The following is an 18,651-nucleotide window of genomic DNA, read 5'->3' as shown; positions in this document are numbered from 1 at the left end:
ATGATTGCAGTATCTTATCTCAAATCCTATGTCCGTATTAATGCTAGAAAGTGAGTTAAAATCTTCGCCGTTAGTCCCCAAATGACTCTACCTTCATATTCATAGAAAAGTTCTTCGATATGTTGGACGTGCCAATTATAATCTTTTCCGCCCACAATTTGATCAAATGGAAAGTTTTCTTCCGGAACTACCTCAAAATGTACATTGTATTTTTTAGGTTTAGTAGTTAGAAAGAAATCCAGTGGTACGGTAAATATTTCTGCAACCTCTCCTGAGAAAGGTGTAATCTGTTCGGGATGTTTTATTGTGCCTATAAACGGATAGATAATACGCTGTTCACCAACATAATAATCAAGTGGGATGACATCGGTGACATGGTTTTGTTCAATACCTAATTCTTCGGATGTTTCTCGAATAGCGGTATGTTTTGGACTTTCATCGGTTGCATCCATTCTTCCACCTGGAAAACAAATATCACCTGGTTGACTACGTAATGTCATCGATCTAACTTCAAAAAGAATGTGGGTTTTATTGTCAATGTCTATGAGTGGTATGAGTACAGCAGACTTTTTGTATTGATTGTAGCCTAAAAGTTGTGATTGTCGATTTCTAAGTAATTGAAAAACATCTGTTTTTTTCAAAATGAACACCCCCACTTCTATTATAGGATGTGTTGTAAAAAAATACGAATAGCTTTACACCTTTAAGGTAAATAGTTTGATTGTATCGATTTGAATTTGCGGGTTAAACTAAAACACCTTTAGAAATTTACAAAAGTTAAAATATGCCTTTTGATATCAAAATTGGTTTTCTATGGAAGGTGCATTTAATGAAGAAAAGTATTAAACTTCTTTTCATTTTAGTAGCATTGGTTGGTTTTCAGCAAAGTGCACAACGGTCTTTCGCTATGGGATTAGACATAAAAGTCGAACCTTCCTTTTCTTCTAATATGAATAGGAGTCTAACATTAAAAGAAGCAATAGAAATTGCTCAGAGAGAGGCTTTGCGCTGGAATAAAGATGCAATGTTATTTTTTGGGCTTAGTGTTGATAGAGATGAGTCACCAACAGGGATGGATGGTAGGCGAAAACATTGGAACATCCAATTTGGTATTCCTGGCAAGACGGATTTGTATTTAGTCACTATCCGAGATGCAAAAGTGTGGAAAACAACACATTTGCCAAATGAATTAGAAAGCATGCCTGAAAAATACTTTATTCCTAGTTTTGAAGTATTTAAATATGACTCGCCCGAATTACTTAATAAAGGTCTAAAGATAACCAATATATATCCAGGAGACATCTTTGCCAAGGGATATCATTTCGGTTTCACTAAAAGTACGGAGAAAAACATGCCACTTGTGATGATAATTGGTTGGGACAAGTCTAGGAAAAGTATGATTTACTTACTATTTAATGCAATCACTGGGGAGTTGGAAGAAGAGTTTGAAAGAGAACAATATAAAAATTAATGCAGGTGAGTGCAATAAAATGATTACATTATTACTTTATATACATATGAACGGAGTATTAACCCCATAATATTTATAAGAAGAAAGAAGAGGTGAGTGACATGGAAAATTACTATAAGAATTATAATAAATCTTTTATAAATGGAAAATGGATACATGGAGACATTGACTCAAAGAAAACTGATATTTTGAATCCATATAATAATGAAGTATTAACGAGTGTTACCCTCGCGTCTTTAGACCAAATTCGCGGAGCTTTTATCATAGCCGAAGAGGCGCAAAAGGATTGGGCACATAGCAGTGTGGAAGAACGAAAAGAAATGTTTACGAAAATGGCAGAGTACTTTCAAAATAATAAAGACGAGATGATAAAGGTCGCAAGTAAGGAAACAGGAGGAACACTATTAAAGGCAGAACTTGAAATAAATTTAACGATTGATGTGTTAAAGGAAACGTTTAAATATATGGATGCACTTGACGAAGTAAAAGAGATACCTTCATCAATCGAAGGGAAAATAAATCGCGTATATCGCCAACCATTAGGCGTTATTTCATCAATTTCACCTTTTAACTTTCCAATGAACTTATCCATGCGCTCGATTGCCCCGGCAATCGCTTTAGGGAATACAGTTGTTCACAAAGCTGACTTGCAAGTTGCGATGACTGGTGGTTCGATTATAGCGCGCGCATTTGAATATGCAGGATTACCAGCGGGAGTATTTCAATCAATTTTGACACGCACAAGTGAAATTGGGGATGAAATGATGGAAAATCCGGTGATACAACTCGTCGCATTTACAGGTTCCACGGCCGTTGGCAAACATATTGGTGAAGTAGCGGGAAGAAATTTAAAGCGTGTTGCACTAGAATTAGGTGGAAATAACCCATTTATTGTACTAGAGGATGCAGAAGTAGATAAAGCGGTAGATGCAGCGATATTTGGTAAGTTTATTCACCAAGGGCAAATTTGTATGTGTATTAACCGCATTATTGTACATGAAAAGTTATATGATGCATTTACAAAGAAGTTTATTGAACGTGCTAAGCAGTTACCTTACGGGGATCAAACGAATCCTAATACTGTAATCGGTCCTTTAATTAATGAGAAACAACTTGCAAAAGTGCAAGAAATTATCGAACAGGCGAAACAAGATGGCATTCAATTAGGTTTGGAAGGAAAGCGTGACGGGAATATTTTAACCCCATATGTATTCGTTGATGTAGATAATAATTCAGAATTAGCCCAATCCGAACTTTTTTCCCCTGTCGTTTCAATCATCAAGGCGAAAACAGATGATCACGCAATAGAGCTTGCGAATGATACGATTTATGGATTAACTTCGGCTGTTTTTACATCAGATCTTAAAAAAGGTGAAGCATACGGTTTGAAAATAGATAGCGGAATGACGCATGTTAATGATCAGACGGTCAATGATGCAGCGAATATTCCATTTGGTGGAAATAAACAAAGTGGTATGGGAAGATTCGGGGATCCATGGGTAATTGACGAATTTACCAAGTTGAAATGGATTTCAGTACAGGAAAAATATCGCGAATTTCCGTTTTAAGATGACCCGGAACGTTCCGGGTTTTTTTAATGACGAGATGATATGTAAAAACTATTTATAAAAGTATTATTTACATAAGTAAATGAGCTTGGGAGCTAGAAACCGGCTACATAGAAACCCGAGAGGTGAAAATTGAATAAGTATTACATAGGATTTTTTATAGGGAAAGAGCTTCTGCTGTAACGACTTGTTTAAATCCATTCATGAAATCTTGACTTTACCATTGCTTCCATACTATAGTTAGAAGTAGAATAACTGAAACGATGAAAAGGATTAGTACAATTTACTTGTTTTTCTAGAGAGGAAAGGGTTGGTGCAACTTTCCAAAACAAAGAATTGGAACCTGCCTTTGAGTTCGCCATCAGAAAGCGATGAGCCAAAGATGTGCGCGGTATAAAAGCCGTTATGCAATGAAGTGTACAATTTTTGTGCTAAAAAATTGTAAACAAGGGTGGTAACACCAAACCTCGGTCCCTTTTTTGGATGGAGGCTTTTTTGTGTTTAAAAAAATAAAAAAGAGGTGGATATAATGGGTAAGAAAAATAAAAACTTTGTTGAAAAAGTAACTGCAATGGAAGACGACTTTGCCCAATGGTATACAGATGTTGTGAAACAAGCGGAACTAGTAGACTATGGGGCAGTTAGAGGTACGATGATTATAAAGCCATATGGTTATGCAATTTGGGAGAATATTCGTGATGAATTTGATCGTCAATTCAAAGAAACAGGCCATACAAACGTCTATTTTCCAATGTTTATTCCAGAAAGTATGCTACAAAAGGAAAAAGACCATATTGAAGGGTTTGCGCCTGAAGTAGCATGGGTAACCCATGGTGGAGATGAAGAATTGGAAGAACGTTTAGTAGTGCGTCCAACTTCCGAAGTGTTATTTGGTGATTATTATTCAAAAAATATTCATTCTTACCGTGATCTACCAATGCTTTATAATCAGTGGGCTAACGTTGTTCGTTGGGAAAAAACGACACGTCCATTTTTACGCTCGTTAGAATTTTTATGGCAAGAAGGACATACATGTCACGCAACACAAGAAGAAGCAGAGGCGGAAACGAGCCAAATGCTGAATGTGTATGCAGATGTATGTGAAAACTATTTGGCCATCCCTGTTTTAAAAGGGAAAAAGACGGAAAAAGAAAAGTTTGCGGGTGCAGAATACACGTTAACAATTGAAAGCTTGATGCACGACGGTCGAGCACTTCAGTCTGGAACATCACATTATTTAGGTACTGGATTTGCGGAAGCCTTTGATATTAAATATTTGGATAAAGAAGGAAAACAACAACTTGTGCACCAAACATCTTGGGGTGTATCTACACGTATTATGGGTGCCTTAATTATGGTACACGGTGATAACCGTGGACTAGTAGTTCCACCACGTGTCGCACCAACGCAAGCAATGATAGTACCAATTGCACAACATAAAGAAGGTGTACTTGATAAGGCATATGATTTAAGAGACCGCTTGAAGGAGATTGTTCGTGTAGATATTGATGCGAGCGATAAAATGCCTGGTTGGAAATTTAATGAATATGAAATGAAAGGGATTCCGGTTCGTATTGAAATGGGACCAAAAGATATCGAAAAAGAGCAAGTCGTTTTAGTGCGCCGTGATACAGGTGAAAAGGAATTCGTATCACTACAAGAACTTGAAGGGCGACTACCAGCATTACTAGAAGAAATTCAACAAAACTTATACAATAAAGCACTGGCACACCGTACCGAAATGACAACAACTGTAACGACGATGAGTGAATTGAAACAGTCACTTGAAGATAAAGGTGGATTTATGAAAGCAATGTGGTGTGGAGAACTTGCATGTGAAGAACAGATTCGCGAAGAAACAACTGCAACATCTCGTTGTATTCCATTTGAGCAAGAAAAAGTATCTGATAAATGCGTTTGCTGTGGAAAAGAAGCAAAAGAAATGGTGTACTGGGCAAAAGCGTATTAATCAAGAGAAAAAGAGCGCATAGATTGAAATGCGCTCTTTTTTTATGACGATGGATAATAGAGTAGTTTAATTGAAATTCTTCTGTTTGGCTCTTCATAAAGTCATGGGAAGAACAGTTCATCTGCATTTTTTACACTTGAAAGTTTTAACGAATATACCCTTCCTTTTCCACATCAAATAGCCAAATGTATCTAATAGCAAAAATAATCCTTGAATAATCATACATATTGTAGTATAAATATACATAATGATTAATAAATATACATAATCAATTCATTTGCTTTCGTCCTATGTAATGGAAATTGGAAACAAATGTATATGTTAAAGCGGATTAACTGGTCGTAATACCCCATATTAGAAATACGAGGTGATGAAAGGGATGATTAGCAGGGGGCCACAGCCAGTAATAACACAATTCATTCGATTAACAACTAGTAGGAGAAGTGCGTGCAAAAAATCCTTATGATTGAAGTTTCACTTACACGAAATAAAAAAAGAAGAGGAGAGATTGTATGAAGAAATGGGGATTATTTGGTTTAGCAATTATTTCATTACTAATATTATTAGCTGCATGTGGGGAAAAAGGAGCGGAAAAGCAAGACGTTTTAAAAATGGGAACATCAGCAGATTTTCCGCCATTTGAGACTCGCAATGAAAAGGGAGAATTTATTGGCTTTGATATAGAACTAGCAGAGAAAATAGCAGAGGAATTAGGATATAAACTTGAAGTACAAGATATGAATTTTGATGGATTAGTAGGTGCATTACAAGCAAAACGTGTTGACATGGTGATGGCTGGTATGAGTGCGGATGAAAAAAGAAAAAAGAATGTTGATTTCTCCGTTGAGTACAATCGTTCTGGTGAAATATTTATAAGTCATCAAGACACGGTTATGCAAGACTTAAATGATTTAAAAGGAAAAATAGTCGGTGTACAACTTGGAACAATTCAAGAAGAAGGAGCAGATAATCTTGCCTCTGAATATGGCTTTGAAGTAAAAAAAGTAGATGATGCAACAATCCTTATCCAAGAATTGAATTCAAATCGAATAGATGTTGCTTATATGGATAAGGAAGTTGGACTTGGTTACGTTGAAGCACATGACTTAAATAGAATGGACGATCCAACATCAAGTACACCAGGAATGGGAATTGCATTTCCAAAAGATAGCGAACTTGTTGCAAAGGTAAATAAAGTACTTGAAAAACTCGAGGAAAATGGAGAATTACAGAAACTAAAAGATAAATGGTTATCCGAGTCTGAAGAATAAATTCTGGGGGGAAGGTGTTAAGGCATGAATTTGGATTTCAGCCAAATTGTGCCTTATATTCCTTTTATGTTAGAAGGAATATGGGTCACGTTAAAGTTTGTCAGTATGTCTATTGTAGTCGGCTTTCTATTAGGAACGATACTCGCATTATGCAAAATTACAAATGTAACATTTTTAAAAGGCCTTGCGAATGTATATACATCTGCATTTCGAGGTACGCCGCTTATTTTACAATTAATGATTATTTACTTTGCCGTTCCACAGTTAACGGGATATGACATATCGGCTTACTTATCCGCAATATTAGCTTTTGGATTAAATTCAGCTGCTTATGTATCAGAAATAATTCGGGCTGGAATTCTAGCGGTTGATCGTGGTCAAACAGAAGCTGCAGAAGCTTTAGGCGTTTCATATAAACAAATGATGGTAGATATTATTTTACCACAAGCAATAAAAAATATATTGCCAGCATTGATGAATGAATTTATTACATTAACTAAAGAGTCAGCAATCGTATCGGTTATTGGTTACCTAGACCTCATGAGACGAGCGCAAATTGTTGGCGCAGATTTGTACAGAAACTTCGAACCATTATTATTCGTAGGCTTTATTTATTGGTTTATGGTTTACATATTGACACAGATAGGGAAAGTTGTGGAAAGGCGGATGCGTCAGAGTGATTAAAGTAAACAACCTTAAAAAGGACTTTGGTAAACAAACAGTATTAAAAAGTATTTCTACAACGATTCATAGTGGTGAAGTTGTCGCGGTAATCGGACCTTCTGGATCAGGAAAGTCTACCTTTCTCCGTTGCTTAAACTTATTAGAAAACCCAACTGAGGGTGACATTTTTCTTCATGATATAAAAATCACGGATGCAAACGTGAAAAGGAATGAAATTAGAAAGCAGATTGGCATGGTCTTTCAACATTTCAATTTATTCCCACATATGACCGTATTAGAAAATATCACATATGCACCAAAAAGGGTAAATAAGGTCGAAAAAGAGACGGCAAAAGCAGAGGCGTTGTTACTATTAAAGAAAGTAGGGTTAATGGACAAAGCAGATGCATATCCTAATCGATTATCAGGGGGACAAAAGCAGCGTGTGGCAATTGCGCGTGCATTAGCGATGAATCCCCGTATGATGTTATTTGATGAACCAACTTCAGCGCTAGATCCGGAGATGGTCAAAGAAGTGTTAGCAGTAATGAAGGACTTAGCAAGTACGGGTATGACGATGGTTGTTGTGACGCATGAAATGAACTTTGCTAAAGAAGTTGCAGATCGCATTTTATTCATGGATAATGGGGGAATTGTCGAAGAAGGCGATCCAATTCATTTTTTTCAGCAACCTGAAACGACGCGTGCAAAGGCATTTTTAGAAAAAATATTGTAGTGATTGCGTATGTCGTGCTTATAAGACACACAAATTGAAACTTTGTTAAAGTAGTTCAATGCTGGAAAATAAAATGATAGTACATGTACGAAGATAAAAGGTTGTATGTTTTGTTGAAAGAAAACGAGCATTCGTCATTCTTTCGTGAAATATGTTGAATATTGCCCAGGAAATGATGAGAAAAAGCGCACTAATTGTAGAACGATTGTGAGCGTTTCGCAGCAATTATTATATCGCAGTTATAATATTAATTAATATCTCAGAGCAAGTGAAGACATGTTGTGAAATCTTTATATTAGGTAAATATATCATGGCTACAATGTGAATAATGATTGTAAGGAAGTTAAAATCTTGTTATAATATCCTCTGTGCAAGAGCAATAATCGAATAGCGACTACCGGCATTTGTATCTTGCAAATATAAATGATAGGTGGTAATAAAATGGAAGAAAAAAAGGATTATCAAGTTTTATTGTACTATAAATTTGTACAAATAGACGACCCTGAAACATATGCTGCAGAACACTTACAATTTTGTAAGGACCTTGGATTAAAAGGTCGAATTCTCGTAGCAGAAGAAGGTATGAATGGAACAGTATCCGGAACGGTGGAGCAAACCGAAGCATATATGAACAAAATGCATGCGGATCCTCGTTTTGCTGATATGACATTTAAAATTGACCAACATGACGGGCATGCATTTAAGAAAATGCATGTAAGACATCGTCCCGAACTTGTAACACTAAGATTAGAAGATGCGGTTAGCCCGATTGAGAAGACAGGAAAATTCCTTTCACCAAAGGAATTTTATGAAGCAATGTTAGACGAAGATACAGTTGTTCTTGATACCAGAAATGATTACGAATATGAATTAGGTCATTTCCGCGGAGCAATCAATCCTGATATTAAATCATTCCGTGAATTGCCAGAATGGATTCAGGAAAATAAGGATCAACTGAAGGGGAAAAAGGTTTTAACGTATTGTACAGGTGGTATTCGTTGTGAAAAGTTCACAGGTTGGTTAATGGATGAAGGAATTGAAGATGTCAATCAACTTCATGGTGGAATTGTCACATATGGAAAAGACCCAGAAGTACAGGGTGAATTGTGGGATGGAAATTGCTATGTATTTGATGAAAGAATCTCTGTTCCAGTAAACCGTAAAGAACATGTAGTAGTTGGAAAAGATTACTTTGATGGACAACCGTGTGAACGTTTTGTTAACTGTGCTAACCCTGAATGTAATAAGCAAATTTTATGTTCAGAAGAAAATGAGCATAAATATATGCGTGGTTGTACACATGAGTGTCGCGTAAGTCCGCGGAATATGTATGTTAAAGAACACAATCTTTCTACAGAAGAAATCAACCGCCGACTACAAATAATTGAAGACGAAAGCCAATTTATACAGACTGCAAATTAGAAAATGAGAGCGTAAAATAGCAAGCAGGTAGAAAATTCTACCTGCTTTTTTGCATTTCATTAATTAAAACGAGCTGGAAAACATTACTTTAGAACTAGGTTGTCTAACTGCGGTGCTTAAGTTGAAAAAGAAAATGAGGTTCTTTAGTCGTATTCTGCTAATTTATAAACTTAGTAGTTTGTAAAATTAATTGTTACATATGCATAAGAATAGATAATCAGCGAAAAAAATACGTTATTTCCGTGCCTTGAGAGAATAAATATACATTTTTGTGTATGTCAAGTGGTAATGAAGAAAACAGAAACCAAAGGCCTATATCATTTTTAAAATTGGATAGATAGAATGGAAGTGAACAAGAAACTAGAAGAATAGAGGTGAATCGATTCATTTCGACAATACTTTTCTCCATTGTTCGTAGTTTTGGGAAATAGCATAGCAATCGTCTAGGAGATTAAAGTTTTTCACCAGGAATAATTTGAACTGAATTTTTGCAAAAGACAAGATTTAATAGGAGGATGACAAGCTATGAAAAGTAGGAAACGATTCGGACTTTTTTCAAATGTAACTGCAATTACGATGCTCGTAATGTCACTTATTCTTCCATCATTCGCCTTTGCAGAAGGCGGAAATGAAAGCGTTAGCGATGATAGCTTCGCATTAACGCTTATGCACTTCAATGATTCACATGCACATGTGGAAGGTTATCCAAAAATGATTACAGCTATAAAAGAAATACGTCAGGAAGATCCAGATGCATTATTACTAAATGGTGGAGATGTATTTTCTGGAACATTATATTTTAACGAATTTAAAGGTCAAGCTGATGTAGCACTTATGAATTTGATGGGCCTTGATGCAATGGTTTTTGGAAATCATGAATTCGATCTTGGGGATAAAGAAGGTGGGCAAAAATCTTTGTCCGAGTTTGTCAAAAATGCCAACTTCCCCCTATTAGGAACGAATATTGATTTTTCCGGGGATGCGTATATGAGCGGGCTTGTGGGTGAAACTAAATTTTTAAGTAACCCAGAAGCGGGAACAATTTATGACGGTATTATTAAAGAAGTCAAGGGTGAACAGATTGGAATATTTGGACTAACAACAGAGGATACAATCGATATTGCTAGTCCAGTAAATGTAAAGTTTTCAAACTACATAGATGAAGCTAAACGCGCAGTTTCATATTTTGAAGAACAAGGAATTAATAAGATTATTTCTGTTAACCATATTGGATTTGATAGTAATCCAAATGCTGGTAATGATATTTTGTTAGCCAAGCACGTTCCTGGTATCGATATTATTGTCGGTGGACACTCTCATACTAAAGTAGAGGAGCCGAAGATAATCACAGAAGATAATAATGGTAAGAAAAAAGATCCTACAGTTATTGTACAAGCATTTCAATATGCAGAGTTTCTTGGTAATTTAAATGTTGAATTTGATGAAAACGGTGTTTTAGTTTTAGATAAAAATGGTGAGGTTGATGGAAAACTGATTGAGTTAAAAGATAAAGCAGATGATCCTGAAGCCCTTGAAGTATTAGCACCATTTAAAGAGGCTGTAGAAGAACTTCAAAACGAAAAAACAGGTGCATTTGCAATTAAAACGCTAGAAAATCCACGCTTAGGTGAAGGAAGTGAGATTAGCGTTCGAGCAAATGAAACTGAACTAGGAAACCTAGTTACAGATGCGATGCTTGCAAAAGCAAAAGAAAAATTCCCACAAACTGCAATTGCGATGCAAAATGGTGGGGGAATTCGTGCTGCAATCGATGAAGGTGAAATTACAGTAGGAGAAGTAATTAGTGTTTTACCATTTGGAAATGACCCAGTCATTGCTGAATTAACAGGTCAAGAAATTAAAGATCTTTTAGAACATAGTGTCCATAATGCACCTGATGAAAATGGTGGTTTCCTTCATTTAGCTGGAATGAAGTATACGTATGATAGCTCAAAAGAAGTAGGCGACCGTGTAGTTTCGATGGAAGTAAATATAAATGATGAGTTTGTAGACATTGAACTAGATAAGGTATATACAGTAACTACGAATAACTTCACTGGAAAAGGTGGAGATGGTTTTGAAGTATTTGAAAAAGCATACGATGAAGGTCGCGTAAAAGATATTGGGGAAATCGACTGGGAACAGCTTCGGGATTATATGGTTGAAGAAAAATACTTAAATGGTGTTGTTGATCCAGTACTGGAAGGCAGAATAATTGATGTAGCAGAAGAAGAGCCAACAGAACCAACAGATCCAGAAGAACCAGAAGAACCAACAGATCCAGGAGATCCAACTAATCCAGATCCAACTCCAACTCCAGAAGAGCCAGGCAATGGAGATGGCATTGATGACGGTTCGAAGCCAGGTAATGACAATAATGGCGACGGTTCTGATCAAGGCGAAGGAAATGACAAAGATCAAGACCAAACACCAGGACAAGATCATCAAGGCGATAATAATCAAAATCAAGATGGTAAGGAATTACCTAAAACAGCTACAAATATGTACTCCTTCATGCTATTTGGAGCGATCTTATTACTTTCTGGGGGAGCAATAGTTGTATATCGTAGAATAAGAGTTTAATTGCTAATATTACGTTGAAATATTTAGGCTATCACACAATTGAAGTCCTTCCAATCATGAAAGTCGGAAGGGCTTTTTTTCAAAAACAAGGAATAAAGCACATTATGTCATGGGATATTTGTTATTTACACAATGAAATGGCTTCGCAATAAGTAGAGACTTGAAAACTCATAGAACTTTTCTTTTCCTTCAGGAAAGTTCTAGCATCAAAGTAAAGTTTCTAATGGAATGAAAAGTACTCGTTTTAATAGATGGATAAATATTATGATTCGTTCAGAAATATGAGGCAGGAAATAACGCCTAAATATATAATATGCGAGGAGAAGTGGCATGAGTCGAAAAAAGATAAGCAGAGTTTCGAGTATACTATTAATCTTTGTAATGGTATTCAGTCTTTTTGCACCGGTTTCGAATGCAGTTGTTATTGGAGAAGACGATTCTATTTCAGTTGCTGATGCTATTGCAAAAGATAATAATGGTAGTGCAGCAAAGGTAAAAGGGCATATTGTTGGGTATGTAATAAGCCAAGGGAATGTAAGTAGAACAGATTTTAAAGAAGACCATAATTTTGCAATGGCGGATGATCCGGGAGAAACGGATATAAGTAAGATGGTTTTCGTTCAAGTTTCGAAAAATTATAGAGACGAGTTTGGATTAAAGACGAACCCTAACAACCTAGACAAAGCAGTGATTGTAACAGGAGATTTAGAAGCTTACCATAATCATAACGGATTAAAAAATCCAAAAGACATGAAGTTCATTACTGGAAATGAAGATGATGATGAGGATTTAGAAGTTATCACAATTGAAGAAGCACGTTATCAGCAAACTGGTTCTGCTAAAGTAACAGGAATTGTGACAGCTAAATTAAAAAATACAATTCATATTCAAGATGAAACAGCCGCAATTGCAGTCCGACCACCTTCATTGGACGTTCAATTGGGTGATGAAATAACGATTCAAGGATCCTTATTAGACTATCGTTCGTTATTGCAATTGGATGCTGCTGTAGTTGAAGAAAACCATGGACTAAAAGGTGTTCCACATCCGCTAACTTTAACAGGCAGCGAATTGACGATGGAAAACCAATCGAAATTAGCAACAGTTGAGCAAGTGACGATTGTAGACGTTTATGATGGTGGGGATTGGGCGAATTATACGGTTACAGATGAAGAGGGTACAGAGTTTTTAGTTCGTGATGAAAACAATACGCTTTCTCTTATCGTAGGAGCTACTTACGATTCAGTAACAGGAATCGTGTCGCATTTTGATGGTGACGCACAAATTATTCCGCGTCATGTTGACGATATTGTCGCGGATGCAACAGTTGTACAACCGGTATATGCCACTCCAGATGCGGGAATTGTTCCGTCTGGTACAGAAGTAACATTGGCTACAAATACAGAGAATGCGAAAATTATTTATACAGTTGATGGAAACGATCCATTAACAAATGGTATAGAATATATGCAGCCAATTATATTAGATAAAGACACAACAATTCGTGCCATAGCAAAACATGATGAATTAGAAACAAGTGTAGAGAGGGCCTTTACTTACACGGTTTATGATGCAGAAGATGGTATTCAGATTCATCATATTCAAGGTGAAGGACATGAATCACCAATGAAGGGTAGCTACGTTAATGAAGTCGAGGGAATTGTCACTTATAAGTACGATATTCGTGGTTCCCATTATTTTCATATGCAAGCTCCAGAGGATAAATATGATGGTAATCCGAAAACGTCAGAAGCAATCGTTGTTTACACTGGTAAGGCAGCAGATGTTGAAATCGGGGACTTTATAAATGTTACTGGAACTGTAGATGAATATTATATCGATGGATATGATGGTAAAGAAAAAACGGATTTACCTATAACCCAAATTAATGCCCGAGATGACCGCGGTGGTAAGATTGAGGTTTTGGATGAAGATGTAGCACTACCAGCACCAATTAAAATAACATCAAGTGACATTCCGAGTGAAATAATTGGTGAAGAAGGCTTTGATGTATTTGAACCGGAAAACTATGCGATTGATTTCTGGGAAAGTATTGAAGCAATGCGCGTAGAAATAGCACCTTCTAAGGCTGTTGCACCACAAGAACATGGTGATTTGGTTGTCGTAACAGAGGAGTTTAAGACAGATACGATAAATGGCGGGTTATTATTAACAGAAAATGGCCCCAATGCACAATCTATACAGTTCAAGCTTCAACCTAACGATAAGGCGAGAGATTTCGCTGTTAAAACAGGTGATCGTTTTACAGAGCCAATTACTGGCGTAGTAAACTATGGTTTCTCAAACTATAAAGTTTATGCTGATTTAAATGAAGTACAAGCTGTTTTTGAAGAGGGAGAAACAGAACCACGTCCAACAACAATTGTGAAAGATGATTCAAAACTAACCATTGCATCTTATAATGTTGAGAACTTCTCAGCAAATACAAGTGATAGAGAAACACCAGAAGAAAAGGCACGAAATATTGCAAGAGCTTTTGTTCAAGATATGGAGAGCCCAGATATTGTTGGTGTAGTTGAAGTCCAAGATAATAATGGACAAGATCAAGGACCGGATGATGCGGATGCATCAAAGAGTTATGAAAGACTTATACGTGTTATTCAGGAGGCTGGTGGGCCACAATATGACTATGTGAATATTGATCCTGAATATAATGCAGACGGCGGTGCACCAAATGGAAATATCCGGGTAGGATTTTTATACAACCCAGAACGTGTGTCTTTAATGGATGGAGAGCATGGAACAGCTACGGATGAAGTAGCATACAAAGATGGGAAACTCACTTTAAATCCAGGAAGAATTGCACCAAATCACGAAGCAATGAAAAGTACAAGAAAGCCTTTAGCTGCACAATTTGAATTTAACGGAGAAAGCGTTGTAGTAATTGCGAACCACTTGAACTCAAAACTAGGTGATGATGCAGCATTTGGCCAAAACCAACCGCCTGTACTTGGTAGTGAACCACAACGAATGGAATTAGCTAAGCTTATTAATAACTTTGTAAAAGAGATTGCGAAAGACAATCCTGAGGAAAATGTAGTCGTTTTAGGAGATATGAATGACTTTGAATTTTCTAATCCACTACAAGTATTAAAAGGTAATGAATTAACCAACATGATTGATCACGTACCTGCAGAGAAACGTTATTCTTATGTTTACCAAGGAAATTCACAAGTTTTAGATCATATCCTAGTTTCAAATCATTTAACTGAAGTTACCGAGGTAGACATCTTGCATATTAACGCAGATTTTACAGAGATGCATGGACGCGCAAGTGACCATGAACCTGTACTGGTACAAATGGATTTGATGAACAGAGACGATGATGGTACACCACCAGGAGATGGTGACGGAGACGAAGACGGTACACCACCGGGAGATGGTAACGGGGATGATGATGGTACATCACCGGGAGATGGTAACGGAGACGAAGACGGTACACCACCGGGAGATGGTAACGGAGACGATGATGGTACATCACCAGGAGATGGTAACGGAGATGATGATGGTACATCACCAGGAGATGGTAACGGAGATGATGATGGTACATCACCAGGAGATGGTAACGAAGACGATGATGGCACATCACCAGGAGATGGATCCATCTTACCGAAAACAGCGACAACGATGTATACGATGATGGCAATAGGCACGCTTTTACTTGTAATTGGTGGAGGGTTTTTATTGCTGAGAAGACGTCATTTACAAGAATAAAGTAGGAAGTGTAATACTATTCAGCTTGTAGAGAAAGTGATCAATCTTTCTCTACAAGCATTTTTAGTTTGAAGGGGAATCGGGATATGTGACCCGGCATGATGATAGATCTATGGGCTCCATATATAGAGAGGAAGCAGGAAACACAAATGTGGCTGGTTTGCTTGTGAATGGCTGGACGGTTAAGTTTTTTAATGAGAAGGTGCCTTTTGCGACTACCATTCCTGATACTTTTTCTGTAATACATAGTGGTAGACTTTGAAAATGAAGTATTCGTTGTGTACCGTTTCGAATAAGTACGGTAGACACTAAATCACCATTCTCGCTCTTTTTTAGGGTAAGGTGCATTATATCTACTTGATTAGGTTGCAGTGGCTTAGCGGATTTCATGATTTCTTTTAACTTTTCCTCTGTAGCTTTTGAATATTTTGTATGCGCTAGGTCTAGTCTTTCTATTATTGGGTCGTTGGAGTTGTGATTCATATATTGTTACCTCCCCATTCTTTTCTACATTGTAACATAGAGATTAGCTATCCTTATTCCAAAAAAGTTTTGTGGAAATTGTTGGTAATTATTTACGGGCCTAATTTCTAGAAAAATGTAAGAATAAAGTGAAAGATAAAATACATGTTATACTTGAAACCCCTTTCATACATATGATTGAACAAGATTCAGATTCACTATTTTTTTTGAATTTATATGTATAATTTCATATAAAAGGACTTATAATATGTAATGGAAAATGACAAGTATAAAAAATAATTCTTTTTATTTTTGTTATCTACTTGCATTTTTAGCCATAAAAGGTTAAAGTTAAAAGAGCAAAAGGAAATTGAAGGTTGAATAATTTTTTACGAACTCTTTATCGAAGTGGTGTAAAAGTATTCATGATTCAATTACTTTGCACACTATTTGGATAAGGAGGTTGTTCAAATGACTGGAAAAGTAAAATGGTTTAATGCCGAAAAAGGATTCGGTTTTATTGAGCGCGAAGACGGAGACGATGTATTCGTACATTTCTCTGCTATACAAGGTGATGGTTTCAAAACTCTTGAAGAAGGTCAAGATGTTGAATTTGAAATCGTTGAAGGTAACCGTGGCCCACAAGCGGCTAACGTAACTAAACTATAATTAACCGATGTATATGAAAAAGGCCTACTCTATTCTATAGAGCTAGGTCTTTTTTTATATTTGTTTTTATATTAATGGTAATGAGAGGTGTTTTCACGAACAACTTCGTGTAATATACATCGTATAGGGGGGATTGCGATGTCTAGTTTTAAGTGGGAAGAAGCTGCAGAAATGCAATGGAATAAACGGGCAGCATCATGGACTAAGCGAAGCGCAACAATGTGGGATAAGGGAAGTAGAAAGGATATCATACCTTTTATACAACGTTACCTTGAAAAGGATGCTTGTCTATTGGATATAGGATGTGGGGATGGTTATGGTACGTATCGGTTACACGAAGTAGGCTATCGCACGATAGGAATGGATATTTCAAGCGAAATGATTTCCTTCGCCAAACAAAAGGCAACAGACAATACAGTTCTTTTTAAACAAGGGAATATTTTAGATATGGAAGAATCAGAGATGACCTATGACAGTGTACTCGCAATAAATGTCATGGAATGGACAGAATCCCCATTATTAGCTCTACAGGAAGTATGGCGCGTTCTAAAAAGTAATGGCTTGTTCTTTGTAGGTATTCTTGGGCCTACAGCTGGCCCGCGGGTAAATAGTTATCCCCGTCTGTATGGGGAAAAAACGATATGTCATACGATAATGCCATGGGAGTTTATGCAATTAGCAAAGGAAAATAGCTTTACATATGTAGATGGCTTTGGTGTATATAAAAAAGGAATAATAGAGGCCGATATCGAGCAGTTGTCCTTACCATTAAAACAGGCTTTGTCCTTCATGTGGGTATTTTGTTTTAGAAAGGATGAGTAGAATGAATAAAGAAATAGATGAAAAAGTGATTGCCAATTACAAACAAGATGAGTATATGATGATTGCATGCTTTGTGCAATGGTGTATGCATAACGAGATAGATGCGACTGCATTATATAAAAAGGCATATCCAACACAGCCACATAATTCTTTACTAGAAGAAGTGTTGGATACGATTGGAGAAAATCAGATAAATGAGCAAGTATCATTGGATGCCGTATTACAGTTGCTACAAATCTTTGGTAACGATGATTTAGCTTTCACAGTACAGGAAGAAGCGGAAAAGATAAGAAAAAGAAAGCTAAATAGGTAAAGATATATTTACTTACGTACATTATTATTGTTTGTTCATAAACCATTTTATAAGTGCCTGTGTTCCGCTATCAGCCTCGCCCTTTTCAGCAAGTTCCTCATAAAGTTGCAATGAAAGAGTGAGACCTGGAGTTTCCAAGCCGATTTCTTTTGCGGATTCTAAAGCAATTTGCATATCTTTTATAAAATGTTTGATATAGAAACCTGGCTCATAATCCTCCTGAATCATGCGTGGTGCCAAATTGGATAAGGACCAACTACCAGCCGCGCCAGTAGTAATGCTGTCTAGCACGCCTAATGGATTTAAGCCAGCTTTTTTTGCATACATCATCGATTCACAAACTCCAATCATATTAGACGCAATTGTAATTTGATTACTCAGTTTTGTATGTTGACCGGCACCTGGATCGCCTTGTAATTTAATATTTGTCCCCATTGTTTGTAAAATTGGGAGGACCTGTTGAAAGTGTTCTTTCTCTCCACCAACCATAATGGCAAGTGAACCGTTTCTCGCACCAATATCTCCGCCAGAAACTGGAGCGTCAAGTGCAAATAGTTGCTGATATTTAGCTTTTTCATAAATCTCTATTGCGAGTGAAGGCTTAGATGTTGTCATATCTATGAGGAAGGTCCCTTTCCTTGCGTTTGCAATAATGCCATCTTCTCCAAAATATACATTTTCAACATCTACTGGATATCCAACCATCGTAATGATGATATCTGATGTTTGAGATAATTCTTTTATTGTTGGCATCCACGTTGCACCGGCTGTAAGAAGGGGACTTGCTTTTTGTTTTGTTCGCGTATAAATATGTACGTTATATCCCGCATTCATTATATTTGCAGCCATGCTTTTCCCCATTACGCCTGTTCCAATAAAACCAATTGTTTTCATTCCATCGCCTCCTTATTCTTGTCCATTATACAATATATTCGGTAAAATGTATGACATATGTATGCAAGTGAAG

At 36.7% G+C, this 18,651-nt stretch carries 15 protein-coding genes and 1 other annotated feature; of the genes, 12 read left to right on the top strand and 3 right to left on the bottom strand.

What is annotated here, in order from left to right:
- Positions 1-26: 26 nt before the first annotated feature.
- Positions 27-641 (bottom strand): NUDIX hydrolase, encoded by a 615-nt coding sequence (locus ACFFIS_RS16510; protein WP_390188413.1) that lies wholly within the window; start codon positions 639-641, stop codon positions 27-29.
- A 188-nt stretch (positions 642-829) separates the two neighbouring features.
- Between ACFFIS_RS16510 and ACFFIS_RS16505 the strand changes: the two genes are divergently transcribed.
- The 9 genes from ACFFIS_RS16505 (at position 830) to ACFFIS_RS16465 (ending at position 15,418) form a co-directional block, all read left to right on the top strand.
- Positions 830-1,471: a hypothetical protein gene (locus tag ACFFIS_RS16505; protein ID WP_320381289.1), complete on the top strand. Its 642-nt coding sequence runs from the start codon at positions 830-832 to the stop codon at positions 1,469-1,471.
- A gap of 101 nt (positions 1,472-1,572) precedes the next feature.
- The gene (locus ACFFIS_RS16500; protein ID WP_390188412.1) at positions 1,573-3,039 is read left to right on the top strand and encodes an aldehyde dehydrogenase family protein; all 1,467 of its coding nucleotides are present in this window, start codon (positions 1,573-1,575) and stop codon (positions 3,037-3,039) included.
- Between the two features lie 254 nt (positions 3,040-3,293).
- Positions 3,294-3,518: a binding site (T-box leader), on the top strand.
- A 50-nt stretch (positions 3,519-3,568) separates the two neighbouring features.
- Positions 3,569-5,008, top strand: a complete 1,440-nt coding sequence (proS, locus tag ACFFIS_RS16495) for a proline--tRNA ligase (RefSeq protein ID WP_320381290.1) — start codon at positions 3,569-3,571, stop codon at positions 5,006-5,008.
- A 512-nt stretch (positions 5,009-5,520) separates the two neighbouring features.
- Positions 5,521-6,279 (top strand): transporter substrate-binding domain-containing protein, encoded by a 759-nt coding sequence (locus tag ACFFIS_RS16490; RefSeq protein ID WP_390188411.1) that lies wholly within the window; start codon positions 5,521-5,523, stop codon positions 6,277-6,279.
- Positions 6,280-6,303: 24 nt separating this feature from the next.
- A complete protein-coding gene (locus ACFFIS_RS16485; RefSeq protein WP_320381291.1) occupies positions 6,304-6,963 on the top strand; it encodes an amino acid ABC transporter permease in 660 nt (219 codons plus the stop codon).
- Positions 6,956-7,678 (top strand): amino acid ABC transporter ATP-binding protein, encoded by a 723-nt coding sequence (locus tag ACFFIS_RS16480; protein WP_390188410.1) that lies wholly within the window; start codon positions 6,956-6,958, stop codon positions 7,676-7,678. Before ACFFIS_RS16485 ends, ACFFIS_RS16480 begins: the two co-directional genes overlap by 8 nt.
- Positions 7,679-8,119: 441 nt before the next feature.
- Complete coding sequence (gene trhO / locus ACFFIS_RS16475; protein ID WP_390188409.1) at positions 8,120-9,100, top strand: oxygen-dependent tRNA uridine(34) hydroxylase TrhO; 981 nt, start codon at positions 8,120-8,122, stop codon at positions 9,098-9,100.
- Between the two features lie 525 nt (positions 9,101-9,625).
- Entirely contained in the window at positions 9,626-11,683 is a 2,058-nt protein-coding gene (locus ACFFIS_RS16470; RefSeq protein WP_390188408.1) for a 5'-nucleotidase C-terminal domain-containing protein, read from the top strand.
- A gap of 330 nt (positions 11,684-12,013) precedes the next feature.
- Positions 12,014-15,418 carry a DUF8508 domain-containing protein gene (locus ACFFIS_RS16465; RefSeq protein ID WP_390188407.1) on the top strand — a complete coding sequence of 1,135 codons (3,405 nt, stop codon included), beginning with the start codon at positions 12,014-12,016 and terminating at the stop codon, positions 15,416-15,418.
- Between the two features lie 63 nt (positions 15,419-15,481).
- On the opposite strand, the gene ACFFIS_RS16460 is transcribed toward ACFFIS_RS16465, so the two are convergent.
- The gene (locus ACFFIS_RS16460) at positions 15,482-15,901 is read right to left on the bottom strand and encodes an SLAP domain-containing protein (RefSeq protein WP_320381296.1); all 420 of its coding nucleotides are present in this window, start codon (positions 15,899-15,901) and stop codon (positions 15,482-15,484) included.
- Positions 15,902-16,351: 450 nt separating this feature from the next.
- On the opposite strand from ACFFIS_RS16460, the gene cspD reads away from it, so the two are divergent.
- The 3 genes from cspD to yxiS all read left to right on the top strand — a co-directional run bounded on the left by cspD (position 16,352) and on the right by yxiS (position 17,684).
- The gene (gene cspD / locus ACFFIS_RS16455) at positions 16,352-16,549 is read left to right on the top strand and encodes a cold-shock protein CspD (protein ID WP_320381297.1); all 198 of its coding nucleotides are present in this window, start codon (positions 16,352-16,354) and stop codon (positions 16,547-16,549) included.
- Positions 16,550-16,687: 138 nt separating this feature from the next.
- A complete protein-coding gene (locus tag ACFFIS_RS16450; RefSeq protein WP_390188405.1) occupies positions 16,688-17,371 on the top strand; it encodes a class I SAM-dependent methyltransferase in 684 nt (227 codons plus the stop codon).
- Between the two features lies 1 nt (position 17,372).
- A complete protein-coding gene (yxiS, locus tag ACFFIS_RS16445) occupies positions 17,373-17,684 on the top strand; it encodes a protein YxiS (protein ID WP_320381299.1) in 312 nt (103 codons plus the stop codon).
- A gap of 24 nt (positions 17,685-17,708) precedes the next feature.
- Here yxiS and ACFFIS_RS16440 read toward each other — a convergent pair whose 3' ends face one another.
- Entirely contained in the window at positions 17,709-18,578 is an 870-nt protein-coding gene (locus ACFFIS_RS16440; protein WP_320381300.1) for an NAD(P)-dependent oxidoreductase, read from the bottom strand.
- Positions 18,579-18,651: the final 73 nt, after the last annotated feature.

It is taken from the genome of Paracerasibacillus soli, assembly GCF_042432965.1.
GTDB lineage: Bacteria > Bacillota > Bacilli > Bacillales > Amphibacillaceae > Paracerasibacillus > Paracerasibacillus soli.
The sequence above is the reverse complement of the archived record's forward strand: the minus strand, read 5'-3'. Positions and strand labels throughout refer to the sequence as shown.